We start from the raw sequence: 26,673 nt of genomic DNA, 5'->3' as shown, positions 1-26,673 counted from the left end.
CTCCTTGTTTCTCACGTTCTTTGGGGGCGGGGTGAGCCGTCCGGCCGTGTCCGGACAGCCTTTCAGTTCGAGCTCCGCCGGGTGCCTGTTCGCCGGTTGACGGCTCAGGCGCTGCGGTCGACCGCCCTCAGGGAGCGGTCGGTGATCGAACGGGGACCCCGTCCCAGGGCGACCAGCCCTGACTTCACGAGTTCCCGGATCCCGAAGGGTTCCAGGTTCCTGACCAGGGCATCGAGCTTCTCGGGGTCGCCGGTGGCCTCGATGACGACGACGTCCGGGCTGACGTCCACGACGTGCGCGCGGAACAGCTCGGCCGTCTGAAGCACATGGGTGCGGCTTGACGCGTCGGCCTTGACCTTGACCAGGAGCAGCTCGCGCTGCACCGACGCGGTGGTGTCCATCTCCACGATCTTGACGACGTTGACCAGCTTGTTGAGCTGTTTGGTCACCTGCTCCAAGGGGTGGAGGTCGCAGTTGACCGCGATCGTCATCCGGGACAGTCCGGTGTACTCAGTGGTGCTCACACTGAGCGAGTCGATGTTGAACCCACGACGGGAGAAGAGGGCGGAGGCCCGGGCCAGGATGCCCGGGGTGTCCTCGACCAGAACGGAAAGCGTGTGACGGCTCATGGTGGTTCGGCCCTACTCCTAGTCCTGGTGTTCCCAGTTGGGCGCCATGTCGCGCGCGTACTGGATGTTGTCGTTGCTGACGCCGGGGCCGACCATGGGCCAGACCATGGCGTCGTGGTTGACGGTGAAGTCGACGACCACGGGACGGTCGTTGATCGACATCGCCTTCTCGATGGTCGCGTCGATGTCCTCGGGGCGCTCGCACCGCAGGCCCACGCAGCCGTAGGCCTCGGCCAGGCGGACGAAGTCCGGGATGCGGACCTTCTCGTCCAGCGGCGAGGTCTGGAGGTCGGTGTTGGAGTAGCGGCCCTCGTAGTACAGGGTCTGCCACTGGCGGACCATGCCCAGGTTGCCGTTGTTGACCACGGCGACCTTGATCGGGATGCCCTCGATCGCGCAGGTGGCCAGCTCCTGGTTGGTCATCTGGAAGCAGCCGTCGCCGTCCACCGACCAGACCACGCGGTCCGGGTCGCCGACCTTCGCGCCCAGGGCGGCCGGGACGGAGAAGCCCATGGTGCCGAGTCCGCCGGAGTTGACGAAGGCCCCCGGGCGCTCGTAGTCGATGAACTGCGCGGCCCACATCTGGTGCTGACCGACGCCCGCGACGTAGGTGGCCTCGGGGCCGACGACCTGTCCCAGGCGCTGGATGACCGCCTGGGGTGACAGGCTGCCGTCGGTGGGGGCGTCGAAGCCCTTGGGGTAGGTGGTGCGCAGCTGCTTGAGCCGGTGCCACCAGGCCTCGTAGTCGCCCTGACGGCCCTTCTCCTGGTCGGCGCGGACGGCGACGACGAGGTCGGCGAGGACCTCGCGGCAGTCACCGACGATGGGCACGTCCGCGTGGCGGTTCTTGGAGATCTCGGCCGGGTCGATGTCGGCGTGGACGATCTTCGCGTCGGGCGCGAAGCTGTCCAGGCGGCCGGTGACGCGGTCGTCGAAACGGGCGCCGAGGGCGACGATCAGGTCGGCCTTCTGGAGGGCGCCGACGGCGGTGACGTCGCCGTGCATGCCGGGCATGCCCACGTACAGCGGGTGGCTGTCGGGGAAGACGCCCCGGGCCATCAGCGTGGTGACGACGGGGACGCCGGTGAGTTCGGCGAGGACGCGCAGTTCGGCGGAGGCCCCGGCGCGCAGGACGCCACCGCCCACGTAGAGGACCGGGCGCTTGGCGTCGGCGATCAGCCGGGCGGCCTCGCGGACCTGCTTGCCGTGGGGCTTGGTGACCGGGCGGTAGCCGGGCAGGTCCAGGCGCTCGGGCCAGACGAAGTCGGCGCTGTTCTGGAGGGCGTCCTTGGAGATGTCGACGAGCACCGGGCCGGGGCGGCCGCTGGAGGCGATGTGGAAGGCCTCGGCGATGGTGCGGGGGATGTCGCGGACGTCCTTGACCAGGAAGTTGTGCTTGGTGATCGGCATCGTGATGCCGCAGATGTCGGCTTCCTGGAAGGCGTCGGTGCCGATCATCGGGGCGGCGACCTGCCCGGTGATGGCGACCATCGGGACCGAGTCCATGTGGGCGTCGGCCAGTGGCGTGACGAGGTTGGTGGCCCCGGGCCCGCTGGTGGCCATGCACACCCCGGGTCGGCCGGTGGCGTAGGCGTAGCCCTCGGCCGCGTGCCCCGCGCCCTGCTCGTGGCGCATCAGGATGTGGCGCACCTTCACCGAGTCGTAGAGCGGGTCGTAGGCCGGGAGGATGGCGCCGCCGGGAATCCCGAAGACAGTGTCAACGCCGACGTGCTCCAGCGACCTGATCAGCGATTGGGCGCCGGTCATCTGCTCGGTCATCTCAAGATCCTTCAGCGAGGGTCCAGAGCGGTGCTGCGGCTCTGGGGGTGGTGGTTGCCGGTTCTCGACCTGGTGCGGCAATAAAAAAACCCCCACCGCCGGGTGGCGGTCGAGGGGTGGCGCGCAGCAGAGCAAACTCAGTGGGCTGCGCGCCGACCAAGTACGAGAATCAGGGAGTTGTTCTGCACGTTGACAACATTGGCCGACGGAACGGTCGCGCGTCAACCAGAACTGAAGTTTGTCTCATTATCTGAGACAGAAATGTCAGAATACGGCCGAGCGAGAACCGGCACCACTGCCCTGACCTGCGAGGACAATGAGAAAGCCCCTGTCGCGTGTAACGCAGAACACGCGACAGGAGCTCGAAACATCATTCGTAAGTCGGACTTAACATCCCAGGTCGCCCGATTTCGGGCGGCTACAGGTTGGCTCCGGCCTCCCCGCCCACCAGGGACTCCACACCACTCGCGGGCATGGGGCGGGCGACGAGGAAGCCCTGACCGTGGTCGCAGCCCATTACCCGCAGCTGCTCCAGCTGCTCGGGGCGCTCGATGCCCTCGGCGACCACCTGGACGCCGAGGTCGCGGCCGAGCTGGATGATCGTGTGCGTGAGCAGGGTGACCGTGTCGTCGCGCCCCAGGTCCGCGATGAACGACGGGTCGATCTTGATCGCGTCCACACTCAGCTCGCGCAGGTGCGCCAGCGAGGCGTAGCCCATGCCGTAGTCGTCGATGGCCAGGCGCACCCCGAGCTCGCGGAGTTCGCCAAGGCGTGCCACGGCGTCGCCCCGGTCGTCGAGGAGGACCTCCTCGTCCACCTCCAATGTCAGCACCTCCGCGGGCAGACCGGTCTCGGCGAGCACACCCGCGACCGTCTCCACGAACCTCGGCGACAGCACCTGCTTCACGGACAGGTTCACGGACAGGCCGATGTCCCAGTCGGAGACCCGCCACACGGCGACCTTCTCGCAGGCCTCTCGCAGTATCCACTCGCCGAGCGGCACGATCAGACCCGACTCCTCGGCGGCGCCCAGGAACTCGCCCGGGCCCACCGCCTCGCCGTCGCGGTCCCACCGCACCAGCGCCTCCACCGCGTTCACCTGTGACGTGCCCAGGTCGACGACCGGTTGGTACTCCAGGAAGAACTCGCCGTTGGCCAGTGCCTGCCGCAACCGGATCTGGAGTTCCAGCCGGGACACGACCATCTCGTGCATGTGGGCGGCGTAGACCTCCACGTTCCCGGCGCCGCGCTCCTTGGCCCGGGTCATCGCCACGTCGGCGTTGCGCAGCAGCTCCCCGCTGTCGGTGGCCTCGTCGGCGAAGGCCACACCGATGCTGGCGGTCAGCAGGATGTCCCGGTCCGCCACCTGGAAGGGCTCGGAGGCGATCACCCTGCCCAGCCGCTCGGCGAGGTCGACGACCCGCTGCGCCTTGGGCACGTCCTCCACCAGAACCGCGAACTCGTCCCCGCCCCAGCGGGCCAGCGTGGCGTTGGCGCTCAGCTCCCCGCGCAGGCGCCGGGCGGCCTGTCCCAGCATGTGGTCGCCGCGCACGTGCCCGGCGGAGTCGTTGACCGCCGTGAACCCGTCCAGGTCCAGGAAGATGACCGCGACGTCCCCGGAGGGGTCGTCGCTGATCGCCCGGTGCGCCAGGACGTCGCTGGCCCTCTCCTCCAGGTAGGCGCGGTTGGGCAGGCCCGTGACGCCGTCGTGGAAGGTCAGGTGCTCGACCTCGTCCTGGAGGGCGACCTGGGCGCTGATGTCGCTGGTGGTGACCAGCAGGCGGTCGGGCTCACCCGGCTGCTCGTAGAGGGAGATCGTCGAGGACGTGTGCCGCCAGGTGCCGTCCGCGGCGCGCACCCGCAGTCGCAGGTGCACCCCCTGGCTCGACCGCTCGGTGAACAGGTTCGTGACGGCCTTGGTCCGGGCCAGGTCCTCCGGGTGGATGAGCGTGGTCACCGGAGCCGCCAGGACGTCGTCCAGCCGGTAGCCGAACGCCTCCGCCGTGCCCGGGCTCATGTAGTGGACACCGCCGTCGCGGTCCAGGACGAGGATGACGTCGCCGCTGTTGCGGGCCAGTTCGTTGAAGTGCCCCTCGCGGTTGCGGACCATGCGGGCGAGCGTGGAGTTCTCCTCCAGCATCCCGACGACCCGCAGCAGCAGGACCAGTACCGCCGTCCCCGCCGCCAGCGGCAGCACGGGGGCGACGTCCGGCAGGCGCAGCGCCGCGACGGTGAGCACGACCGTGGCCACGAAGACCGAGCCCACGGCGGCGATCTCCGGGGCGAACCGGTAGAGCCCCCGGCCGGTGATCCTCCGGGGCGCGGCGCCCGGCCGGTGCTCCACCAACCAGGGCAGCGCGCCCAGCAGGGCGAACCCGAGGAAGCGCACCGGCTGTTCGACGCCGCCCGCCACCGGGGGGCCGGTCAGGCGCGTCACCGCGCCGACCATGTCCGAGGCCGCGATGACGACCAGCGCGCCGATCGCCACCAGCACCGCGCGCCGGGTGCTGTGCGGCGACATGAACACCAGCGGAATGAGCAGGCACAGCACCACGATGTCGGCGACCGGGTAGACGAGCGCGAACCCGAGGAACCCCGCCCCCTCGCCCAGCTCCTCGTAGAGCGGGGAGAAGAGCAGGATCCACACCACGGAGAAGACCGCGGCGGCGCACACGTAGCTGTCGGTGATGTGCCGCACCGCCGTGCGCAGGCCGCCCGGCCAGGGAGCGAACCGCGTGAAGCCGATCACGAAGAGTGGCAGTGCGGCGAGCGCGAAGAGGTCACCCAGGGTGAGTGAGAGGACCGACGCTCCACTGAAGGAGCGGGTGATGGCGTGAGTGAGACCACCCGCGCACCAGGCGAGCGCGGCCAGCCCGAGGAAGCGCAGCGCGGCCGGGCCGTCCGCCCCGTCCACGTGGGCCTCCCGGTCCGCACCGGTCCGTGCCCAGCGCCGCGAGGCGTAGAGCAGGGAGCCCCCCGCGACACCGGCCACCACGGCGGTGGGCCACTGTCCCAGGGACGCGGTCAGCGTGGCCTCTCCCGAAGGGACGACGGTCCCCGCGAGGTAGAGCAGGAAAAGCGCGCCCAACCCGAACAGTCCCAGGCGGCGTGCCCTCGTTCCCATCACCAGCCTCCCAGCGGGTGCGCGGCGACCCGGGCGGCCCCCGGCCGCCGTCGCGCTCTCTCCTCGAACATGGAGCACCCACCTCGTGATCACTCGCATCAGGACGCGGCGCCGTGCCGCGCGCGGGTTGCCGCCCGGTTCCCACCGGGACCGGGACGGACGGCGGCGGGGTGGACCCGGCGAGCCGGACTCACCCCCGTGCGTGGACACCCTACGCAACCAAGGTCACACAGCGATTGAGGAGCGGACGAGAGATGACGACAGAACCATCACCCTGAGTGAGCGTCACCCCGGTGTTCCCCTGCCGGAAGCGACAGCGGCGCCGAGGGGACCGAGTCCCCCCGACGCCGCTCACGCACCGGGCAACGAACCGGGACCGACGGCGGTTCCGCCCACCCGGGCCGAACGGAGGAGCCCTGCCTCACACCGGCGCCGACGGGCGGTCCGCCCGCCCCCTACTGGCTGGAGAGCCGCTCCAGGATGAGCTCCCGCGCACGGCCCGCGTCGGCCTGGCCCCGGGTGGCCTTCATGACGGCGCCGACCAGGGCGCCGGCGGCGGCCACCTTGCCCCCGCGCACCTTGTCGGCGGCGTCGGGGTTGCTGGCGATGGCCTCGTCGACGGCCGCGCCCAGCGCGCCGTCGTCGCTGACGACCTTCAGGCCACGGGCCTCCACCACGGCGTCGGGTTCGCCCTCACCCGCGAGGACTCCCTCGACGACCTGGCGTGCCAGCTTGTTGGTGAGCGTGCCCTCGGCGACGAGCGCGATGACCCGGGCGACCTGCGCGGGGGTGATCGGCAGGGAGGAGAGTTCGACCTCCTGCTCGGTGGCGCGGCGGGAGAGCTCGTTCAGCCACAGCTTGCGGGCCTCGGCCGAGGGGGCTCCCTCGGTGACGGTCGCCTCGACCAGGCCGATCGCGTCGGCGTTGACCAGGTCGCGCAGCTCGGTGTCGGAGAGGTCCCACTCGGACGTGACCCGGGCGCGCTGGGCGGCGGGGAGTTCGGGCAGGGTGGCGCGCAGCTCCTCGATCCACCCCTCGGACGGGGCGACCGGGACGAGGTCGGGGTCCGGGAAGTAGCGGTAGTCCTGCGCCTCCTCCTTGGAGCGGCCGGAGGTGCTGCGGCCGAGGTGCTCCTGGAAGTGGCGGGTCTCCTGCACGACCCGCTCCCCGGCGTCGAGGACACCGGCCTGGCGCTCGATCTCCGAGCGGACGGCCCGCTCGACGGAGCGCAGGGAGTTGACGTTCTTGGTCTCGCTGCGGGTGCCCCACTTGTCGGCGCCGTGCTCGTTGATGGAGACGTTGACGTCGCAGCGCATGGAGCCCTCCTCCATGCGGACGTCGGAGATGCCGAGCGAGCGGACCAGGTCGCGCAGTTCGGCGGCGTAGGCGCGGGCGACCAGCGGGGCGAGCTCACCGGTGCCGGTGATCGGCTTGGTGACGATCTCCAGGAGCGGGATACCGGCGCGGTTGTAGTCGACGTTGGAGTGGCTGGCGCCGTGGATGCGGCCGGTGGAACCACCGACGTGCGAGGACTTGCCGGTGTCCTCCTCCATGTGGACGCGCTCGATCTCCACGCGGAACACGCGCGGCCCCTCGGGGGTGTCGACCGTGACGTCGAGGTGCCCGTCCACGCAGATCGGCTCGTCGTACTGCGAGATCTGGTAGTTCTTCGGCATGTCCGGGTAGAAGTAGTTCTTCCGCGCGAACCGGCCCCAGGGGGCGATGGAGCAGTCGAGCGCCAGACCGAGCCGGATCGCGCCCTCGACGGCCTTCTCGTTGACCACCGGCAGGGAGCCGGGGAACGCGAGGCAGACCGGGCACACCTGGGTGTTGGGCTCGGCGCCGAAGGCGGTGGGGCAGGGGCAGAACATCTTCGAGGCGGTACCCAGCTCGATGTGGGTCTCCAGGCCGAGCACGGGTTCGTACGTGTTCAGCGCCTGTTCAAAGCTGGGAGTCACCGCGTGGGCCATCGCCGCAAACCCGTTTCAGTAGAGGACATACCTTCCAGGTCAGCCTACCGAGGCTGAGAGGTCCGGCGGTCCCGTCCCCGAGTGGGGTGCGGCTGACGGATGTCACGGCGAGCACACGATTGGGCCGCTGTAGAGATGATCTCCCGCTGTGACGGGTGTCGGACGGTTAGTCTTTACTGCCCAGGAAAACGATTTCGACGGTAGGGGCGTTCGACCCCTTCCGCATGTCCCAACAGGAGCGCCCGCGCATGTCCGGCATCCTGCTGCGGTGCGCCGCGCTGCTTTCCGCCTCCGCGCTGATCGGCACCCTGACCACCGCCCCCGCGGCGGCCGACGACTTCTCCCGTCTTGACCGAGATCCGGTCGCGGGCCTGCCCGTCGTGCTCACGGACGGCGACGAAGTGGACACGGCACTGTTCAGTCTGCGCGTGGCCGACGAGGACTCCGTACGCGCCTACGCGCTGGTCGTGGACGAGGAGGTGCGGCCGCGCACCGCCTACGTTGAGTCGGCATGGGCTGACCGTCCGGAGTGGACCGTAACCCCCGGGGATTCGGTCCCCGCTCACCGGGCCAACTGGGTGGTCTCCAACTCCTACCCGAACGTGCCCCTGCCCGTACTGGGCGCCGCCTCCGGGGTGCTGTTCCTTGAGGAGACGCACGCGATCGCGGCGACCCAGGCCGCCCTCTGGAACGTGCTGGACGGGGTGGAACTGGACCCGGACACCAACCACCCCGACGTCATGACCCTCTACGCGCACCTGGTGGAGGGCAGCGCGGACGCCGGGGGCGGGACCACCTCCCCTTCCGTTGAGGTCTCCCCCGCCCAGACCGAGGCGGTCGCCCCGGAGGAACCGCTGGGGCCCCTGACGGTGTCCAGCGCGGGCGAGGGGCCGGTGCGGCTCTCGCTGCGCGGCGCCCCGGCGTCGTGGCTGGTCGACGCGGAGGGAGAGGAGATCTCACAGGCCCACGACGGGGACGAGGTCTACCTCGACGTCGACCCGTCCGTCCCGGCCGGGGTGGTCACCCTCCACGTGCGCGGCAGCGATGTGCCCCTGGAGGAGGGGCGGCTGTTCACCGGCCGCGAGGGGGTGCGGACGCAGCCGCTGATCACCGCCGAGCCGGGTTCGGCGACGAGTTCGACCAGCGCGACGTTCACCTGGCGGGGCGAGGAGCCCAGGGGCGAGACCACCGAGGAGCCCGCGCCCGAGACGGCCGAGCCCGAGGCCCCGGAGGTCCGTGAGCTGCCCTCGCCCGAGCCCGTGGTGGAGGACACACCGACCCCGGAGGCGCAGGACCGGAACGCCGAGGGCGGTCTGGCCCTCACCGGCACGTGGCTGTCCGGCCTGCTGGTCATCGCCGGGGCGCTGGTCGTGTCCGGCCTGCTCATCCTGGTTCTGGGTAGAAAGCGACGGGACTGAGAACCGGGAACTCACTCTTCTCCGAACTCACGTTCCATAACACCGGAACATAATGCGACTTCTCCCCGCCGGATTTTTTTCCGACCCGTTATGGGTCACATTTTCTCCGGAGCGGGTTGGAAGTGGTGAATCCGATCGCTAGTATCAAGCGGGCGGTCGGCTTTCCCACGGCGCACGCGGCCCGTTCCCGCGTCAGCGAGCCCCAACCGGAAAGACCGTGCCCGGCCCCGAACGGCCACCGCGCCCCTGCCCCCGACATGGTGTGACGCCCGCCGGGCGCACCTCAGCGGCCCTCCCTCACTTTCGAGGGTGCCATCCGTGGCGACCGCGCCCTCCGCACACGGCTCCCCATCGACCTGGGCGGATTCCATCCGGTTACCCCTAGAAGACACCGGGACACAACTTGAGTAACTTCTCCCTCCCCCGCACTGCCGGACGCGCTGGCCTCGCCGCCAGCGCCGCGGCGTTCCTCGCCCTCGGTCTGGCCGCCCCCGCGGCCGCCGACGAGGTCGAGACCTACGAGGGTTCCCTCGAAGGCCGGTACACCGGCAACGCCGAGAACGGCCCGAACGTCCACATGGACGGCGAGGAGGTCCGGCCCAGCCTCTTCAACCTGGAGCTGACCGACGGCAGCGTCCTCACGACGTACTGCATCGACTTCCGCACCAACATCGTCCGCGACGCCGAGTACAAGGAGGACGACTGGGCCAACTACCCGGGCGAGGGCTCCTTCGCCCAGCCCGGCAAGGTCCTGTGGATCCTCCAGAACTCCTACCCCCGCACCGACGCCGCCGCGCTCGGCGAGGCGGCCGGTGTCGAGGGCCTGAGCAACGGTGACGCGCTGGCGGGCACCCAGGCCGCCATCTGGCACTTCAGCAACGACATGGACCTCAGCGAGGGCAACAGCGAGGCCGTCGAGAAGGTCTACGCGTACCTCGTCGAGAACGCCGAGGAGACCGAGCGCGAGCCCGGCGCCGCGCTGAGCGTCACCCCCTCCTCCGCCGAGGGCACCGCCGGTGGGACCATCGGTGAGTTCGTCATCGAGACCAACGCCACCGAGATCCCCGTCGACCTGACCGCCCCCGAGGGCGTCCAGCTGGTCGACCTGGAGTCCGGCGAGGCCGTCACCACCGTCGAGAACGGCGACAAGGTCGGCTTCGCGGTCCCCGAGGACGCCGAGGCGGGCGAGGCGTCCTTCAGCCTGGAGGCCACCTCCACCGTCGAGACCGGGCGCCTCTTCCAGGGCAAGGACCCGAAGAAGCCCACCCAGACGCTGATCACCGTCGACGGTGAGCCCACCAACGCCACGGCCTCGGCCTCGGCGACCTGGGCCAAGGGCGAGACCCCGGTCCCGCCGACCGACAAGCCGAGCGAGACCCCCTCGCCCAGCGAGACCCCCTCTGAGCCCGCTGAGAAGCCCAGCGAGCCGGCCGAGGAGAAGCCGACCCCGCCCAAGGAGGACGACAGCCCGACCCTCCCGGTGACCGGTGGCGCGCTCACGGGTCTGGTCGCGGCCGGTGTGGCCGCCCTGGGTGCCGGTGGCGCCGCCCTGTACCTGAGCCGCAAGCGCAAGGCGGCCAACGGTGAGGACACCGACGCCTGAGGGTTCACTCCCCTGAGTCGGTGACCCAGGCCGCACCGTCGATCCGGACACCGGAGACGGCACGGCAAGGGAACGAGCCGCACGAGGGCCCGTCCGCGTGAGAGATCACGGGGGCGGGCCCTCCGTCTTTTGCGGAGAAGCCGCAGTTCAGGGCAGTCGAGCCAAGAATTCCCTCCGGTTCGGCTTGGAGGTACCCCGACAGATCGCTAATATCGGACAGGCACAAACCTCTTCTCGTGTGCCTCCGGGCTCTCTCGAAGCCCGAAGCCGCGCCGGCCCCTCCCGGACGCGCTCTCCTCCTCCTCCCGCCGCCGCACTCCCCAGGGCCGTGTGGCGCGGCACCTCATGACAGGACACGACGTGAAGCACTCCCCCAACCTCCGGAGCACCGGTCGCGCGGGTCTCGCGGTCTCGGCCGCGGCGCTGCTGACCTTCGGCCTGGCCGCCCCGGCCGCCGCGGAGCCCGTGGAGACCTACGAGGGCTCCGTGCGCGCCCAGTACGTGGGCAACCACCAGTCCGGTGAGACCGTCACCATGAGCGCCGGCACGATCGGCACCAACCTCTTCAAGCTCCGCCTCGAGGACGGCAGCGAGCTGATCACCTACTGCATCGACATCGAGACGGGCATCCGCTCGAGCGCCTGGTACCAGGAGGACAGCTGGGCGAACTACCCGGGCAAGGGTTCCTTCGCCGAGCCCGGCAAGGTGCACTGGATCCTCCAGAAGGGCTACCCGACGGTCAGCGCCAAGGACCTGGCCGAGGCCGCCGAGGGCGCCAACGCCGCCCGCGTCACCGAGAAGGAGGCGCTGGCCGCCACCCAGGCCGCCATCTGGCACTACAGCAACGGCGCCACCCTCACCCGCGGTCAGGGCAACGTCAGGGCGATCTACGACTACCTCGTCTCCAACGCCGAGGAGCTCCCCCAGGAGCCCGCGCCGACCCTGAGCGTGAACCCGAACAGCGCCGCCGGCAAGGCCGGTGAGACCGTCGGCGAGTTCGAGATCTCGACCAACGCGGCCACCGTCCCCGTCGACCTGACCGCCCCCGAGGGCGTCCAGCTGGTCGACCTGGAGTCCGGCGAGGCCGTCACCACCGTCGAGAACGGCGACAAGGTCGGCTTCGCGGTCCCCGAGGGCGCCGAGGCGGGCGAGGCGTCCTTCAGCCTGGAGGCCAACGCCACCATCAAGCAGGGTCGTCTGTTCAAGGGCGAGAACCCCAACAAGGCGACCCAGACCCTGATCACCGCCGAGGACAGCGACGTCGCCGTGAACGCCGCCGCCTCCGCGGAGTGGGCCGAGGCCGACCAGCCCACCCCGACGCCGGAGCCGGAGCCGTCCGAGGAGCCCGCGCCGAACCCGAGCCCGAGCCCGGAGCCGACCGACGAGCCGGAGCCCAAGCCCACCCCGACCGACGCTCCCTCCGAGGACGACAAGCCCGCCCCTGGCAAGGACGACGAGCCCAGCCTCCCCGTCACCGGTGGCGCACTGCTCGGCCTCGTGGCCGCCGGTGTGGCAGCGCTGGGTGCCGGTGGCGGCGCCCTCTACCTGGCCCGTAAGCGCCGCAGCGGCAGCGCCGCCGGCACGGACGTCTAGGTAGCCGCTCCGCCCGTACAGGGGCCCGCCTCGCGATTCACTCGCGGGGCGGGCCCTTTGTCATGCGTGAACAAAACGGAAGTCCTTTTTTCGACCCCACCACGCGCATTACGCCGAATGGTTTACATGCGATCCCGCACATGGCTGATGTCGGCCAGATACAAAGGACTCCGTTGTGCGGTTCGAGGTACCGTGAAAACCTCGGCGGACGGACGCACCACCCCCCAATGCCCTCCTTCACCACCTGAATCGCACTGTTTCCCGTCGCCCCGGGCGGAACACCTCAGGAAGAGAAGTGACGCACGTGTCCCTCCGCTCCCCCTCAGGGCGTTCGGCCCTCGCCGCCGCGACCACGGCCCTGCTCGTGTTCGGGCTCGCGGCCCCGGCGGCGGCCGATCCCGCGCCCTACCAGGGGTCCGTGCGCGGCCAGTACACGGGCGTGGCCGAGCACGGCCACTCGGTCACCATGCGGGGCGAGCCCTTCACCACGACGGCCACCTTCGACGTGCGCCTGGACGACAGCGACCAGAGGCTCACCACGTACTGCATCGACTTCCGTACCGGGCTGGTCGAGGAGGCCCGGTACCGCGAGGACCAGTGGGAGAACTACCCGGGGCGGGGCGACTTCGCCGAGCCCGGCAGGGTCACCTGGATCCTGCGCAACTCCTACCCGGTGGTCGGGGTCGGGGAGCTGGAGGAGCGAGCCGGAATGGCGCGCCTGACCGAGTCCGAGGCACTCACCGCCACCCAGGCCGCTATCTGGCACTACAGCAACGGCCTGCACCTGGAGCGGGTGGAGCAGAGTCCCGAACTCGACGACAACGTCAACGCGGGCAACGTCACCCACCTCTACGACCACCTCGTCCGCGACGCCGAGGAACTGGCCAACGAACCGGCCTCCGCGCTCACCGTCACCCCGGGGCAGGGTTCCGGCCTGGCCGGTGAGGAGATCGGCGCGTTCACCGTCGAGACCAGCGCCGAGAGTATCCCCGTGCGGCTGGAGGCACCCGACGGCGTGGAACTGGTGGACGCCGGGAGCGGCCGGGTCGTCGACGAGGTCAGCAGCGGCGACACCGTGGCCTTCTCCGTCCCGGCCGACGCCGGGGCGGGTGAGGCCACCCTCGTGCTGGAGACCACGGCCGCCGTGGAGATCGGCCGCCTGTTCAAGGGCGAGGACCCCGACGAGCCCACGCAGACGCTCATCACGGCCCAGGACAGCGAGATCGTCGTCTCCGAGGTCGCCACGGTGGCCTGGGACGCGGCGGGCGGCACCCCGCCCGTGGTGGAGCCGACCGACGAGCCCAGTCCCTCCCCGGTCGCGGACCGGGCCTCGGTGTCCGAGAGCGGCGGGTTGGCCGTCACGGGCGGAGCCGTGTTCGCCCTGGTAGCCGCGGCGCTGGTCGCCGTCGCCAGTGGTGGCGCCCTTCTCCTCATCAGACGCCGCAGGGCGGCCGGGACCGGCGAGTAGCCACACGCCCCGGCACTAGAATGCCCTCCATGTGCGCGATCGCGGTGACCGAGCTCCGTCCCTCCTAGGGACGGCGGAGTACCCCACCAGGGCCCGCCGCCCGAACGGTTCCCTCCCGGGCGGTGCCTTCGTGCTGCCCGGAACACCCCGAGACGACGGAGTATCCGTGCACGACCACCACCGAACCCCGCCCACCGCCCTGGAACGGCGCGTCGAGCGCCTGCGCGAGGTCGCCGAGGCCGACCCCCGTGTGGAGGCGGTCCTGCTCTACGGGTCCTGGAGCACGGGAGAGGCGGACGCCCTCTCCGACCTGGACGCCTACGTGTACGTCGCCGACGAGCACGCCGGGGCCCTCGACGGCCGGGAGTTCGTGTCCCGCCTCGCCCCGCTCCGGCTGGCCTACACCAACCTCTTCGGCATCCTCGCGGTGGTCTTCGACGACCTCATGCGCGGCGAGTTCCACTTCGAGCCCGGGTCCGCCATCGCGGAGATCGGTACCTGGAAGGGCATGATCCACCTGCCCGATCCCGACACCGCCGTGCTGGTGGACCGCACCGGCCGACTCACCGAGGCCGTGCGCCCGCTGGCCGGGTTCGTCCCGCCGGACCCGGCCCCGACCGCCGAACAGCTCATGGGGGAGCTGGCCAACTGGACGCTCATGGCCGCCCACGTTCTGGCCCGCGGTGAGACCGCCCGCGCCCACGCGGCACTGGCCACGATGGTCTCCCCGCCCCAGCTCAAGCTGGTGCGGCTGCTGCGCGGCTCCACCGCGCACTGGCTCACCCCGAGCCGGGCCCTGGAGGCGGACCTGCCCGCCCTGGACGTGGCGCGCCACACCGCGACGACCGGGACGGCGGCCCCGGAGGAGGTCCACCGGGCGCTGGCGAACAGCTGGGCCTGGAGCCGTGAACTGGCGCGGGAGGCCGGGCAGCGGTGGGGCGTCGACGTTCCCGAGGATCTGCACGAGGACGTCACGAAGCTGATCGGCTAGCCAGCGAACGCGAACGCCCTCCGCTCCCCAGTGGGGAGCGGAGGGCGTCGTGCGTCAGGTCTAGGAGACCGCGTAGGGGCTGCGCGCGATCAGCGCGCCGTCCCGCTCGTTCAGGGCACGCTCGACGGCGGCCGCGACCCGGTAGGTGCGGTCGTCGGCCAGCGGCGGGGCCATGATCTGGAAACCGACCGGGAGGTCGTCCTCCGGGGCCAGGCCGCACGGCACCGACAGCGACGCGTTCCCGGCCAGGTTGGACGGGATCGTGCACAGGTCGGCCAGGTACATGGCCATGGGGTCCTCGGCGCGCTCACCGATCGGGAACGCGGTGGTCGGGGTGGTCGGCGAGACCAGCACGTCCACGTTCTCGAAGGCGGCGTCGAAGTCGCGCTTGATCAGCGTGCGCACCTGCTGGGCGCTGCCGTAGTAGGCGTCGTAGTAGCCACTGGACAGGGCGTAGGTGCCCAGCATGATCCGGCGCTTGACCTCAGGGCCGAAGCCCTGGGCGCGGGTCAGCGACATGACCTCCTCGGCGCTGCGCGTACCGTCGTCGCCCACCCGCAGGCCGTACCGCATGGCGTCGAAGCGGGCCAGGTTCGAGGAGGCCTCGCTGGGCGCGATGAGGTAGTAGGCCGACAGGGCGGCGTCGAAGCTCGGGCAGGAGACCTCGACGACCTTGGCGCCCAGGGACTCCAGCAGTTCCACGGTCTCGCGGAAGCGCTGGCGCACGCCGGGCTGGAAGCCCTCGTTGTCCAGTTCCTTGACCACGCCGACGCGCAGGCCCTCGACGTCACCGATCCTGGCGGCGTCGACCACCGGCGGCACCGGGGCGTCGATCGAGGTGGAGTCGCGCGGGTCGTGGCCGGAGAAGGCCTCCTGGAGCAGGGCGGCGTCCAGCACGTTGCGCGCGAACGGGCCCGGGGTGTCCAGGGACGAGGCGAAGGCGATCATCCCGTACCGGGAGGAGCCGCCGTAGGTGGGCTTGCCGCCGACCAGGCCGCACACGGCCGCGGGCTGGCGGATGGAGCCGCCGGTGTCGGTGCCGGTGGCCAGGGGCGCCTCGAAGGCGGCCACCGCGGCCGACGAACCACCCGAGGAACCACCGGGGATGCGGTCGGTGTCCCAGGGGTTGCGGGTGATCTGGTAGGCCGAGTTCTCCGTGGAGGAGCCCATGGCGAACTCGTCCATGTTGGTCTTGCCGAGGATGACCAGACCGGCCTCGCGCAGGCGCTCGGTGACGGTGGCGTCGTAGGGGGGCTGCCAGCCCTCCAGGATCTTCGACGCGGCCGTGGTGGGCATGTCCTTGGTGGTGAACACGTCCTTGTGCGCGACCGGCACGCCCGCGAGGGGGCCGAGGTCCGCTCCGGCGGAGCGCCTGGCGTCCACGTCGCGGGCCTGGGAGAGCGCGGTCTCCCGGCGCACGTGCAGGAAGGCGTTGATGTCGCCGTCGACCGACTCGATGCGGTCGAGGTAGGCGGTGGTGGCCTCCTCCGCGGAGACCTCACCCGCCTTGATGGCCGCGCCGAGGTCGGCGGCGCTGAGCCCGATGACGTCGCTCATCTACTCTTCCTCCCCAAGGATGCGCGGCACCCGGAAGCGCTGGTTCTCCACCGCGGGGGCGCCGGCCAGGGCCTGCTCGGGGGTGAGGCCGGTCCGGGCCTCGTCGGGGCGGTAGACGTTGGTCAGCGGCAGGGCGTGCGAGCTCGGCGGGATGTCGCCCTGGGCGACCTCCTGCACCTTGGCCACGGCGGTGAGGATGTCACCGAGCTGGGCGGCGAGCGTGTCGAGCTCGCTCTCGTCGAGCGCCAGCCGCGACAACCGGGCGAGGTGCGCGACCTCATCACGGGTGATGGCGGTCATCAGGTGAGAACCGTTTCTTCGGCGGACGGGTGATCAGGACAATCCTATTGTCCCGCCGCCGGTCCCGGTGCCGCTCTCCCTCACCTGAGGCCCATGACTCCCGCCTGACCGTCGGCCACGTACGCGACGGCCACGGCCCCGGGAACACTGATCGCGTTGATGACCGAGAGGCCTACCGCGTCGTCCCAGGTCAGCACTACGGAGTCCTCGAGTCCCTCGAAACGCGCGAACCCCTCCGGATCGGAAGCATCCTCCATCCAGTCCTCCAGGTAGAGGACACCTTCCTCCAGTCCCACTCTGTGACCCTCGACCACCATGTTCTCCTTCATGGACACGACCTGGCGTTCCAGGACCCGTTCGACGTTCCCCGAGAGATCCTCGATCCGATACTGACCGGTCTCGGTGTCCCACACGCCCAACCGGGTTCCGTCCGGGGAGGTCCAGACGAGTTCACCCGTGTCCAGATGGATCGCCGCTCCGTCCTTGATATCGAGGAGAGAGTCCCCGATACCTCGGTAGTGGAAATCGGTGTGCACGAGTCCTCCCGGACGCGAGCTGATGGTGCGTTCCAGGGATTCGTGGGGCATGCGGCCGATGGAGTGTTCCACGCGCCACAGCTCCTCACCCGTGTCCGGCGAGAGTCCGACCAACTCGGAGGTGAAATCCTGCCCCACCGTCCAGGCCACGCTCTCCTCGCCCTCAGGTTGTTCGAAGCAGGTGGTGGCCGCGACCACCACGTCCGTCTGCACCGTCAGGCTGTCCACCTGACCCGCGTCGGAACAATCCGGCACGTTCGGCACGGACCACAGCGGCTCCCCCGTGGAAAGTTCGTAGGAGCTGACCGAATCCTCCCAACGCACGATCCAGGTCTCCCCCGAGATGCCCCGCAGAGCGGATTCCAGATGGAACGGCTCGTGCTCACGTGTGTATTCGACACCGGACAGATCGGACTCGAACTCGTGAGAAACACGTCCGGTGGCCATCTCCATCAGCGTGGTGCGCGACGTGTCCTTGTCATACAGAACGACATGTTCTCCGCTGTCCGTCACCTCACTCACCAACGACTGCCCCCGGTCTCTGTATGACCAGAGCTCCTCGCCCGACTCCCCCGACAGGGCGTGGACCCCGTCCGCAGTAAGTACGGCGATGCCCTCGTCCATTTCTCGGAGACGGACGTCACGAAGATCCCCAGGAGGCTCCCAGGTCCAGGCGATCTCAGTGACGGACGACCGGTACTCCGGGGGCTCACCGGGCTCCCGCGCAGTGTGCTCCGGCCCGAGCACCGAGCAGCCGACCATGGGAACCATCAATACGAGACCGGAGAACGTCACAAAGCATCGCGCGAAGGGGCGGGCGAACAGGATGGAACCCCGAATCCTTGCAGGAAGGCTTGGGCTCCGTTTCAAGTGGCACCGAAAGCGGCGTCTTGAACGTTGACGCCCAGTTCGTGTCCAGGCATGGAGGTGCCTCCGTCACTGCGCCGGGAATGGGGCGGTGAGCACGTTATCAGCACCACTGCGGGTCACTTCCCGCCTCTGCGGGCAGGTGACGGCCCGAAAGGTCAGGCCTCCCTCTGGGCTGCGGTTTCAGCGGAGCCCCAACCCGTGGCCACCTTCGGTCAAGGCCGAAGAGCGTGGCCCACCCGGGTCACGTGGGCGTCAGACGGGGGTGCCGGTGTCGTGGGCGGCCACCCAGGTCATCACGTCGCGGGCGATCATCGGCCGGGCGAAGTAGTGCCCCTGCGCGGACTGGCAGCCGGTGTCCCGCGCGGCCTCGGCCAGTTCGCGCGACTGCACCCCCTCGGCGACAGCTCTCATGCCCAGGGCGCGGACCAGGGCGATCGCCCCGCGCACCACCGTGTGACCGTTGGCCGTGCCGTCCACCAGGCGGGCGGTGAAGGACTCGTGGATCTTCACCTCGTCCAGTGGCAGACCGGCCAGTTGGGCGAGGGTGAAGTGGCCGGTGCCGAAGTCGTCCAGCGTCAGCCCCACGCCAAGGACGCGCAGGCGTCCGACGGCCGCCGTGGCGGCGTCGGGGTCCTCGATGAGCGTGCGCTCACTGATCTCCAGGACCAACTGGTTCGGCGGGACACCGTGCTCGCGCAGGGCGGCGGCGACGGTCTCGGGCAGGTCCGGGTCCAGGAGTTCGCGCACGCCCAGGTTGATCGCCACGGGGAGGGTCTGGCCCTGGTTCCGCCACAGGGCCGCCCTGGCCAGGGTGATGTCAAGGACCTGCCCGGTGAAGGCCCGGAACAGGTTGGAGTGCTCGACCACCGGCATGAACTCGTCCGGGGTGAGCAGGCCGCGGACGGGGTGCCGCCACCGGGCCAGCGCCTCCAGGCCCACGGGCCGTTCGTCGGCCAGGTCCACCTTGGGCTGGTAGTGCATCTCCAGCGCGCCCTCGGCCAGCCCTCGGCGCAGCTCGCTGTACATGCTCAGCCGGGCGGTGGAGTTGCGGTCCTTGCCGGGGTCGTAGCTCTCCACGCCGGTGCGGTCGGCCTTGGCCACGTACATGGCGACGTCGGCTCGCTGCATGAGGAGCTCGAAGTCGGGGGCGTCGTCCGGGTACAGGGCGATACCGGTGCTGACCTGGAGGTCGAAGTCCATGCCGTCCAGCCGTACGGGTTCGGCCAGGGCGCCCTTGAGCCGCAGGGCCACCTCACGGGCGGTGGCGGCGTCGCGCACCTGGGGGAGGAGGATGGCGAACTCGTCGCCGCCCAGGCGGGCCACGAGGTCGCTCGGGCGCACGCTGTGGATGAGCCGTCGGGCGAGGGTCTGGAGGAGGCGGTCGCCGGTCGGGTGGCCGAGGGTGTCGTTGACCTCCTTGAACCGGTCCAGGTCGAGCAGCAGCAGGCCGACGCGGTTGCCGCGCTGGTGGGCCTGGTCGACCTCGCGGCGGGCGCGGACGGTGAGGAGCTTGCGGTTGGCCAGTCCGGTGAGTTCGTCGTGGTTGGCCTGGTGGTCGCGCTTCACCAACAGCAAGGCGCTCGAGTAGAGGGCTCCGAGGGGGAAGGCGAACAGCGGCACGTAGAGCACCGAGTGGGTCATCGCGATGACGATGAGCGGCGACAGGCTCAGCAGGACCGCGTTCACGTACACCTGCTGGCCCAGGCCCTTGAACATCACCTGGCGCAGGGGCACGCGTTCGTGCATGGCCACCGCGCAGAGCACCAGGACCCGGTTGACCAGGAACGAGGCGGCACCGGCGAGGGCGACCCCGACCAGTTCTCCCCCGGCTGGCACCCAGGGGGAGGTGACGATCTCGGGGAGTGTCAGGCGCAGCACGGCGTCGGCCACGCCGAGGGAGAGGACGTACTGGGCGCCGTTGAAGGCGGTGCGGTGGGGCGCGTGGCCCCGGGCCACCCCGGCGACGACGGTGGCGACGCACTGGATGAGGGCGGCGACGGGCAGCCCGTAGAAGATGACCAGCGCGAACGTGAAGGGCAGTGAGGTGGGCGCACCGCTGCCCGGCGCCTGGCCGGGCATGGCGATGGGTCTGAGCTCACCGAGGATCACCATGCACAGCAGCACCCAGACCAGCGGTTCCCTGGCCAGGTTGATCAGCTGGTCGAGGCCCAGTTCGACGCTGGACACTGCGAGCAGCGCCGCGCCCGCGGCGGTGGCTGCCGCCATGTAGAGCCACAGCGGCGTCCCGACCCGGGGACCGATGTCCCGGGTACTGATGGGGTCCTTCATCGGTGTCCTCGTGACTGATGACCGTTATCCCGGATAGGGCTCTGTCCGTATCCGGTGGTGTTGTCGCACAGCTTACGGGGTTTCGTCACCAACTGTCGCATCACATGAACTATCCGTGAAGAGATTCGCGAGCCACAAAGGGCAGGGACCCGTCTCGGGTCCCTGCCCGCGCCCCGGAAGGGGCGCTCGCGATCAGGTCCACGGCACCGGAACGGCGCCTGGTACGCGCCAGGCGCGTACCAGGGGTGTGCGGCGGAGCCTACCCCTCCGGAGCCTCCTCCACTGGGTTGATCCGCAGACTCCCGGCGGCCTCGGGGCCGTCCTCCAGCAGGACCCGGAACCCGGCCTCGTCGAGCACCGGGACTCCGAGCTTCACGGCCTTGTCGTACTTGGAACCGGGCGCGTCCCCCACCACCACGAACCCGGTCTTCTTGGAGACCGACGCGGTGGCCCGGCCGCCGCGCTCGGCGACGGCCTCCTTGGCGCCGTCCCTCGTGAAGCCCTCCAGCGAACCGGTGACCACGACGGTGACGCCCTCCAGGACCCGGGAGCCCGGCTCCTGGCCCTCGTCCTCCATACGGACACCCGCGGCCGCCCACTTTCGGACGATCTCCGCGTGCCAGTCCACGGCGAACCACTCGTGGATGGACCGGGCGATGGTCGGGCCGACCCCGTCCACCGACGCCAGTTCCTCCTCGGAGGCGGCGCGGATCGCGTCCATGGACCGGAAGTGGCGGGCCAGGTCCTCGGCGGCGCGCGGGCCCACGTGGCGGATGGACAGGGAGACCAGAACCCGCCACAGCGGCTTGTCCTTGGCCTCCTCCAGCTGCTCGAACAGCTTCTCGACCGTCTTCTTCGGCTCGCCCTTCATGTTGGCGAAGAAGGAGACCACCTTGGGTTCGCCGGTCTTGGGATCGGTCTTGGGCTCGGTGGTGTCCGGGTCCAGGACGTGCGTGCGGATCGGCAGCAGCTGATCGACGGTGAGGTCGAACAGGTCGCCCTCGTCCCTGAGCGCGGGCTCGACGGGCTCCAGCGGCTGCGTGAGAGCGGTGGCCGCGACGTAGCCCAGCGCCTCGATGTCCAGTGCACGTCGTCCGGCGATGAACGCCACCCGCTCGCGCAGCTGTCCCGGGCAGGAGCGGGCGTTCGGGCAGCGCAGGTCGACGTCGCCCTCCTTCTGCTGACCGAGCTCGGTGCCGCACTCGGGGCAGCGCTCGGGCATGACGAACTCGCGTTCGGTGCCGTCGCGCAGGTCGAGCACCGGGCCGACGATCTCCGGGATGACGTCGCCCGCCTTGCGCAGGACGATGGTGTCGCCGATGCGCACGCCCTTGCGGGCCACCTCCTGGGCGTTGTGCAGGGTCGCGAACTCGACCTCGGACCCGGCCACCAGGACCGGCTCCATCACGCCGTACGGGGTGACGCGGCCGGTGCGGCCCACCCCCACCTTGATGTCCACCAGCTTGGTGGTGACCTCCTCCGGCGGGTACTTGTAGGCGATCGCCCACCGGGGCGCGCGACTGGTGGAGCCCAGCCGACGCTGGAGGGAGAAGTCGTCCACCTTGACCACGATGCCGTCGATCTCGTAGGCGGGATCGTGCCGGTGCTCCTGGTAGTGCGCGACGTACTCGCGGACCTCGTCCATGGTGCCCACGACCTTGTAGCGGTCGCTGAGCGGCAGCCCCCACTCGCCGAGGAGGGTGTAGGCCTGCGACTGGCTGGTGAAGGCCGTCCCCTCGCCCCCTTCGGCGGGTGTGTAGGCGCCGACGCCGTGCACGATCATCGACAGCGGCCTGGTCGCGGTGACCCTCGGATCCTTCTGTCGCAGCGAACCGGCGGCGGCGTTGCGGGGGTTGGCGAACGGGGCGTGGCTGCCGTCGAGGGCGATGCGCTGGTTGAGCTTCTCGAAGTCCTCCACCGGGAGGAAGACCTCGCCGCGCACCTCCAGCAGCTCGGGGGCGGGGCGGGTGCTCTCGTCGAGCTGTTCGGGGACCACGCCGATGGTGCGGACGTTGAGCGTGATGTCCTCGCCGACCCGGCCGTCGCCACGGGTCGCGGCCCGGATCAGGCGTCCGCGCTCGTAGACGAGGTCCACCGCCAGGCCGTCGATCTTGAGTTCGCACAGGTAGGCGTCGACCGGTACCTCGGCGGAGGCGCGGTCGGCCCAGGCGGACAGCTCCTCGGAGTCGAAGGCGTTGCCCAGGCTCTCCATCCGGACGAGGTGCTCGACCTCGGCGAAGTCGACGCTGATGGGCGCGCCGACCTTCTGGGTGGGCGAGTCCTGGCTGACGAGGATCGGGTGGCGCTCCTCGATGCCGCGCAGTTCGAGCATGAGCTGGTCGTACTCGGCGTCGGAGACGATCGGGTTGCCCAGGTAGTACCGGTAGCTGTGGTCGTCCAGCTCACGGCACAGCTCGGCGTGGCGGGCGCGTACCTCGTCGGGGACGGTGGTGTTGTCGGGCGCGCTCACTGCTGCCTTTCTTGTCGCTCTCACGGGGCCGGATCGGGGGGTGTCGGACGGGGCCGGGGGGCTCTTCGGAGGTCGGGGGCGGCCGGGTCCGAGTTCCGCTGTAGCTACCTGCGGGGTTCGTCCCGCAGGACCCGTGCCCCGCCCCGGGCAGCTTCCAGGGCGGCCCTGGCGTGCCGGGGGGAGGCCCCCGCCAGCCCGCAGGTGGGCGTGGTGACGACCACCCGGGACAGCAGGTCAGGGCTGAATCCCAACCGGTTCCAAAGCTCTCTTACGGGGTCGACGATAGTCGCCGGGTCCGACATTCCGGGGGACCTGCGAGCGGCGGCCGTGGCGGCGTCGGCGGCGGTTCCGGAGGCCCCGGCGGGGCCGGGTTCGGGCTGGTCCGTCGAGGGGACGACCCCGAGGAGGAGGCCGACACCCGACTCCACGGCGTCGCCGACCATCTCGTCGTGCGCCCGCCCGAGCAGGCGCGCGTTCATGCTCAGGGCCCGGGCACCGCTTCGACGCAGGAGGTCGATGGGTGCCCCGGCCGCGCAGCAGTGCGCGGCGGGCACGGCGCCGGCACCGTCGATCGCGGCGAACAGAGTGCGCAGGACCGCCTCGACCCGGACGCGGTCCACAGCGCGCAGGACACTGAGACCGCTGGCGGTGGGCAGGCTGCCCATCAGCACGGCGGGCAGGGAGGGCTCGTCCACCTGGACGAGCACCCGGGCACCCGGGACGCGGCGTCGCACGTCGGCGACGTGCGCGAGGACCCCCTCCAGGTGGGACTCGGCGAGGTCGCGGTGGGCGCCGGAATCGGAGACCACGCGCTGCCCGTTGCGGAGCTCGATCGCGGCGGCCAGGGTCCAGGGCCCGGCCACCTGCACCTTGAGCGGGCCCTCATAGGCGTGGAGGTGCTCGGTGAGCGCGTCCAGGTCGTAGGAGAGGAAGCTTCCGGCGCGGGCGAGGTCGCGGCCGGGGGTGTCCACCACCCGCCATCCGGTGGGCTGGACCTCGACGGGCAGGTCGACGAGGAGGCCCGCGGCGCGCCCGATCATGTCGGCGCCGACTCCCCGCGCGGGGAGCTCGGGCAGGTGCGGGAGGTCGGGGAGCTCGCCGACGATGGTCCTCATGGCCTCGTCGGGGTCCTCCCCCGGCCAGGAACCGACTCCGGTTGCGGACGCGACGGGCCAGGGTTGGGGCTGCTGTTGACTCACGTTGCCCAAGGTTAGGGCAACCGGCCCGTCTCGGCTCGTCTGTGGAGTCAGGGGGTACTCAGGACCAGTTCGCCGCGGGTGGTCTCCAGCGTGCAGAAGGTGAGGTTGTCGACGAGCTCGGTGGCGCCGAGCCCCTCCAGGTCGGTGCGGCTGTGGGAGGTGGCCACGGCCAGCACGGCGGCGCCGGAGGCCAGGCCCGCGCGGACCCCGGCGGGTGCGTCCTCCACCACGAGGCAGCGTGCGGGGTCGAAGCCGAGCCCGGCGGCGGCCCGGAGGTAGCCCTGGGGGTGGGGTTTGCCCTCGGTGACGTCGTCGGCGGTGACGAGCACCTCGGGGACGGGCAGGCCCGCTGCCTCCAGGCGGGTGCGCATGAGCCTGCGTGAGCCCGAGGTGACGGCGGCCCAGCGCTCGGTGGGCAGCGCGGTGAGGAGTTCGCGGGTGGCGGGCAGGGCGGTCACGCCGTCGAGGTCGGCCAGCTCCAGCTCCTCCAGTTCGGCGGCGGCGTCCGCCACCTGGTCCTGGGGGAGGAACATCGCGATGGTGTCCTCGGAGCGCCTGCCGTGGGAGACGGCGAGGATCTCCTCCGGGTCGATGCCGTGGGCCTCGCCCCACAGGCGCCAGGTCCGCTCGACGGCGCCGGTGGAGTCCACGAGGGTGCCGTCGATGTCGAAGAGGACGGCGTCAACAGAGATACGCATGCCCCCACGCTAGAGGTCGCGGGAGGCTCGGGGGCGGCTCGGTCCCCCACGGAGTGTTCGCGGTGCGCGGGGGTCAGCGATCCCGGTTGCGCGCTCCGCCCGGACCGTGTCCGCAGAGCGCGGGGCCACGGGGGTTGTCGGAGAACGCGGAGGCCCCGGGGGTCAGTCGGTTCCGTGTTCCGCCCGAACCGTGCTCACGGGGCGCGGGTCAGGGGGGTGTGAGGGTTTCGCGGAGCGCGGAGGCCCGGGGGTTTCGCGGTGCGCGGGGGTCAGCGATCTCGCTACCGCCTTCCGCCCGGACCGTGTCCGCAGAGCGCGGGGGTTCAGGTGCGGGGGGAGTCCGGGTCGACTCGCTCGGCGGCCTCGCCGACGCGGACCGGCTCCGCGTCCGGCGTCCCCTCGGTGTCACGGGAGCGGTTGGCCACGCGCGAGCGCACCACCAGCACGGTCACCGCCACGACGGCGGCCGCGACCACGCCCACCGCCGTCCACGGGGACTTGAGGAAGAGTTCCAGCCAGGTGCCGACCAGTCCGGCGATCACCACGCCCCACAGACCCGCCCAGGCCAGACCGCCCACGAAGACGGCGGCGAAGTAGCGGGGGAAGCGCATCCGCACGGCGCCGGCGGAGAAGTTGATCGCCGTCTGCATGCCCACGGTGAAGAAGCTGAGCGTGACCACGGGCGCGCCGTAGCGGTCGATGCGCCGCTTGGCGGCGTCGAGCTTCGGGCCGAGGCGCTCACCCATGCGGCTGCGGGTGACCCCGGCGCCCAGCCCCCGGCCGATCCAGTAGGTCGCGGGGGCGCGCAGCAGGATCACCACGAGCAGGGTGCAGTAGATCACCCAGAAGGGCTGACCCTCGAGAAACGCGAACTGCGGCATGGACCGGACCCCTTACACCTTGACCCCACAACTTTGCATTGCCTTACCTAACTTCGGCAAGGGTCGCGGGCGAGAAAGCGCGTGTTATGTGTCCTACTGTGACGGTTTCGCCGGTGTTCGACCACCGAAGGTCACGCCGACGCGGCTCCCCGGGCCGCCTCCGAACGCGCGGTCGACCGGATGGTCGCCGATCCCAGCACGGTGTCGCCGTCGTAGACCACCACGGCCTGGCCTGACGCGACGCCGCGCGCGGGCTCGGCCAGACGGACCAGCAGCTCCGGACCGTCCTCGGCCTCACGCTGGACGACCGTGGCCGCGTACACCTCGCCGTGCGCCCGCAGCTGGACGTGGCAGTCGGTGGGCTCGGTCAGCGGACCGCCGCCGCTCCAGACCGGTCGCGTCCCGACGATCTCGTCGACCCGAAGAGCCTCGCGCGGACCCACGGTCACCGTGTTGTTCACCGGCTCGATGGACAGCACGTACCGAGGGTTCGGTGCGCCGCCCAGCCCGAGGCCCTTGCGCTGGCCGATCGTGAACGCGTGCGACCCCTGGTGGGTGCCCACCACGTTGCCGTCCTCGTCCTGGATCGGACCCGGCTTCTCGCCCAGGCGCCGGTTCAGGAACCCGGCGGTGTCGCCGTCGGCGATGAAGCAGATGTCGTGGCTGTCCGGCTTGTCCGCCACCGAGAGCCCACGGCGCTCGGCCTCGGCCCGCACCTCGTCCTTGGTGCAGTCGCCGAGCGGGAACATCGCGTGGTCGAGCTGTTCGGCGTTGAGCACGCCCAGCACGTACGACTGGTCCTTGCCCTCGTCGACGCTGCGCACCAGACGGCCGTCGACCTTGCGGACGTGGTGCCCGGTGGCGACAGCGTCGAAGCCCAGCGCGACGGCCCGGTCCAGCACCGCCTCGAACTTGATCTTCTCGTTGCACCGCAGGCACGGGTTCGGGGTGTTTCCCGCCTCGTACTCGGCGACGAAGTCCTGGACCACCTCGCGGTCGAACTCCTCCGACATGTCCCACACGTAGAAGGGGATGCCGATGACGTCCGCCGCCCGGCGGGCGTCGTGGGAGTCCTCCACCGTGCAGCAGCCCCGGGCGCCGGTGCGGTAGGACTGTGGGTTCTTGGAAAGGGCCAGGTGAACGCCGGTGACGTCGTACCCCGCCTCGGCCACACGGGCCGCGGCTACCGCGGAATCGACCCCGCCGGACATGGCGGCCAGTACACGCAAAGTCATAACGCCCTCCAGCCTATGCGCCCCGCGGAGGAGGGTGCCACGCACGGGCCCACCCGACGGTGT

The 26,673-nt window shown here is 70.7% G+C and carries 18 protein-coding genes; 5 read left to right on the top strand and 13 right to left on the bottom strand.

The annotated features are described in order from the left end of the window. Positions 1-104: 104 nt before the first annotated feature. From ilvN to gatB, 4 genes are all read right to left on the bottom strand, one after another. Positions 105-629, bottom strand: coding sequence for an acetolactate synthase small subunit (gene ilvN, locus KBX21_RS20550; protein ID WP_017547239.1), 525 nt, complete (start codon positions 627-629; stop codon positions 105-107). An 18-nt stretch (positions 630-647) separates the two neighbouring features. Then, the gene (locus KBX21_RS20545) at positions 648-2,423 is read right to left on the bottom strand and encodes an acetolactate synthase large subunit (RefSeq protein ID WP_255352553.1); all 1,776 of its coding nucleotides are present in this window, start codon (positions 2,421-2,423) and stop codon (positions 648-650) included. A 403-nt stretch (positions 2,424-2,826) separates the two neighbouring features. Then, positions 2,827-5,532 (bottom strand): bifunctional diguanylate cyclase/phosphodiesterase, encoded by a 2,706-nt coding sequence (locus KBX21_RS20540; RefSeq protein WP_210843112.1) that lies wholly within the window; start codon positions 5,530-5,532, stop codon positions 2,827-2,829. A gap of 455 nt (positions 5,533-5,987) precedes the next feature. Continuing rightward, on the bottom strand, positions 5,988-7,502 hold the full coding sequence (gene gatB, locus KBX21_RS20535; protein ID WP_210843111.1) for an Asp-tRNA(Asn)/Glu-tRNA(Gln) amidotransferase subunit GatB: 1,515 nt from the start codon (positions 7,500-7,502) through the stop codon (positions 5,988-5,990). A gap of 248 nt (positions 7,503-7,750) precedes the next feature. On the opposite strand from gatB, the gene KBX21_RS20530 reads away from it, so the two are divergent. From KBX21_RS20530 to KBX21_RS20510, 5 genes are all read left to right on the top strand, one after another. Then, positions 7,751-8,920: a thioester domain-containing protein gene (locus tag KBX21_RS20530; protein ID WP_210843110.1), complete on the top strand. Its 1,170-nt coding sequence runs from the start codon at positions 7,751-7,753 to the stop codon at positions 8,918-8,920. A gap of 403 nt (positions 8,921-9,323) precedes the next feature. Then, positions 9,324-10,523, top strand: coding sequence for a thioester domain-containing protein (locus KBX21_RS20525; protein WP_210843109.1), 1,200 nt, complete (start codon positions 9,324-9,326; stop codon positions 10,521-10,523). Between the two features lie 360 nt (positions 10,524-10,883). Beyond that, complete coding sequence (locus tag KBX21_RS20520) at positions 10,884-12,116, top strand: Cys-Gln thioester bond-forming surface protein (protein WP_307869244.1); 1,233 nt, start codon at positions 10,884-10,886, stop codon at positions 12,114-12,116. Positions 12,117-12,411: 295 nt separating this feature from the next. Next, positions 12,412-13,584: a thioester domain-containing protein gene (locus KBX21_RS20515; RefSeq protein WP_210843107.1), complete on the top strand. Its 1,173-nt coding sequence runs from the start codon at positions 12,412-12,414 to the stop codon at positions 13,582-13,584. Between the two features lie 166 nt (positions 13,585-13,750). After that, the gene (locus tag KBX21_RS20510) at positions 13,751-14,575 is read left to right on the top strand and encodes an aminoglycoside 6-adenylyltransferase (protein ID WP_210843106.1); all 825 of its coding nucleotides are present in this window, start codon (positions 13,751-13,753) and stop codon (positions 14,573-14,575) included. A gap of 60 nt (positions 14,576-14,635) precedes the next feature. Here KBX21_RS20510 and gatA read toward each other — a convergent pair whose 3' ends face one another. The 9 genes from gatA to mnmA form a co-directional block, all read right to left on the bottom strand. After that, entirely contained in the window at positions 14,636-16,132 is a 1,497-nt protein-coding gene (gene gatA / locus KBX21_RS20505) for an Asp-tRNA(Asn)/Glu-tRNA(Gln) amidotransferase subunit GatA (protein ID WP_049568461.1), read from the bottom strand. After that, positions 16,133-16,432 (bottom strand): Asp-tRNA(Asn)/Glu-tRNA(Gln) amidotransferase subunit GatC, encoded by a 300-nt coding sequence (gatC, locus tag KBX21_RS20500; RefSeq protein WP_017545799.1) that lies wholly within the window; start codon positions 16,430-16,432, stop codon positions 16,133-16,135. A gap of 80 nt (positions 16,433-16,512) precedes the next feature. Next, positions 16,513-17,739 (bottom strand): PQQ-binding-like beta-propeller repeat protein, encoded by a 1,227-nt coding sequence (locus KBX21_RS20495; protein ID WP_247666063.1) that lies wholly within the window; start codon positions 17,737-17,739, stop codon positions 16,513-16,515. A 351-nt stretch (positions 17,740-18,090) separates the two neighbouring features. Further along, positions 18,091-20,127, bottom strand: coding sequence for a bifunctional diguanylate cyclase/phosphodiesterase (locus KBX21_RS20490; RefSeq protein ID WP_049568457.1), 2,037 nt, complete (start codon positions 20,125-20,127; stop codon positions 18,091-18,093). Positions 20,128-20,386: 259 nt separating this feature from the next. Beyond that, positions 20,387-22,597, bottom strand: a complete 2,211-nt coding sequence (gene ligA / locus KBX21_RS20485; RefSeq protein ID WP_210843105.1) for an NAD-dependent DNA ligase LigA — start codon at positions 22,595-22,597, stop codon at positions 20,387-20,389. Between the two features lie 104 nt (positions 22,598-22,701). Next, positions 22,702-23,805 (bottom strand): methionine synthase, encoded by a 1,104-nt coding sequence (locus tag KBX21_RS20480; RefSeq protein ID WP_210843103.1) that lies wholly within the window; start codon positions 23,803-23,805, stop codon positions 22,702-22,704. Positions 23,806-23,843: 38 nt separating this feature from the next. Continuing rightward, positions 23,844-24,494 (bottom strand): HAD family hydrolase, encoded by a 651-nt coding sequence (locus KBX21_RS20475; protein ID WP_049568810.1) that lies wholly within the window; start codon positions 24,492-24,494, stop codon positions 23,844-23,846. Between the two features lie 323 nt (positions 24,495-24,817). Continuing rightward, entirely contained in the window at positions 24,818-25,375 is a 558-nt protein-coding gene (locus KBX21_RS20470; RefSeq protein WP_049568806.1) for a DedA family protein, read from the bottom strand. 131 nt (positions 25,376-25,506) lie between these two features. Further along, a complete protein-coding gene (mnmA, locus tag KBX21_RS20465) occupies positions 25,507-26,610 on the bottom strand; it encodes a tRNA 2-thiouridine(34) synthase MnmA (RefSeq protein WP_247666062.1) in 1,104 nt (367 codons plus the stop codon). Positions 26,611-26,673 lie beyond the last annotated feature (63 nt).

This window comes from Nocardiopsis sp. B62 (assembly GCF_018070675.1).
GTDB classification, from domain to species: Bacteria; Actinomycetota; Actinomycetes; order Streptosporangiales; family Streptosporangiaceae; genus Nocardiopsis; species Nocardiopsis prasina.
This window is presented reverse-complemented; position numbering and strand designations above follow the sequence as displayed.

Bases quoted from the DNA above. Each gene is read 5' to 3' on its own strand.
- gatA (WP_049568461.1), bottom strand. From the start codon at position 16,132: ATGAGCGACGTCATCGGGCTCAGCGCCGCCGACCTCGGCGCGGCCATC.
- KBX21_RS20490 (WP_049568457.1), bottom strand. From the start codon at position 20,127: ATGAAGGACCCCATCAGTACCCGGGACATCGGTCCCCGGGTCGGGACG.
- mnmA (WP_247666062.1), bottom strand. From the start codon at position 26,610: ATGACTTTGCGTGTACTGGCCGCCATGTCCGGCGGGGTCGATTCCGCG.
- KBX21_RS20540 (WP_210843112.1), bottom strand. From the start codon at position 5,532: ATGGGAACGAGGGCACGCCGCCTGGGACTGTTCGGGTTGGGCGCGCTT.
- KBX21_RS20530 (WP_210843110.1), top strand. From the start codon at position 7,751: ATGTCCGGCATCCTGCTGCGGTGCGCCGCGCTGCTTTCCGCCTCCGCG.
- KBX21_RS20475 (WP_049568810.1), bottom strand. From the start codon at position 24,494: ATGCGTATCTCTGTTGACGCCGTCCTCTTCGACATCGACGGCACCCTC.
- KBX21_RS20495 (WP_247666063.1), bottom strand. From the start codon at position 17,739: ATGGTTCCCATGGTCGGCTGCTCGGTGCTCGGGCCGGAGCACACTGCG.
- gatB (WP_210843111.1), bottom strand. From the start codon at position 7,502: ATGGCCCACGCGGTGACTCCCAGCTTTGAACAGGCGCTGAACACGTAC.
- ilvN (WP_017547239.1), bottom strand. From the start codon at position 629: ATGAGCCGTCACACGCTTTCCGTTCTGGTCGAGGACACCCCGGGCATC.
- gatC (WP_017545799.1), bottom strand. From the start codon at position 16,432: ATGACCGCCATCACCCGTGATGAGGTCGCGCACCTCGCCCGGTTGTCG.
- KBX21_RS20470 (WP_049568806.1), bottom strand. From the start codon at position 25,375: ATGCCGCAGTTCGCGTTTCTCGAGGGTCAGCCCTTCTGGGTGATCTAC.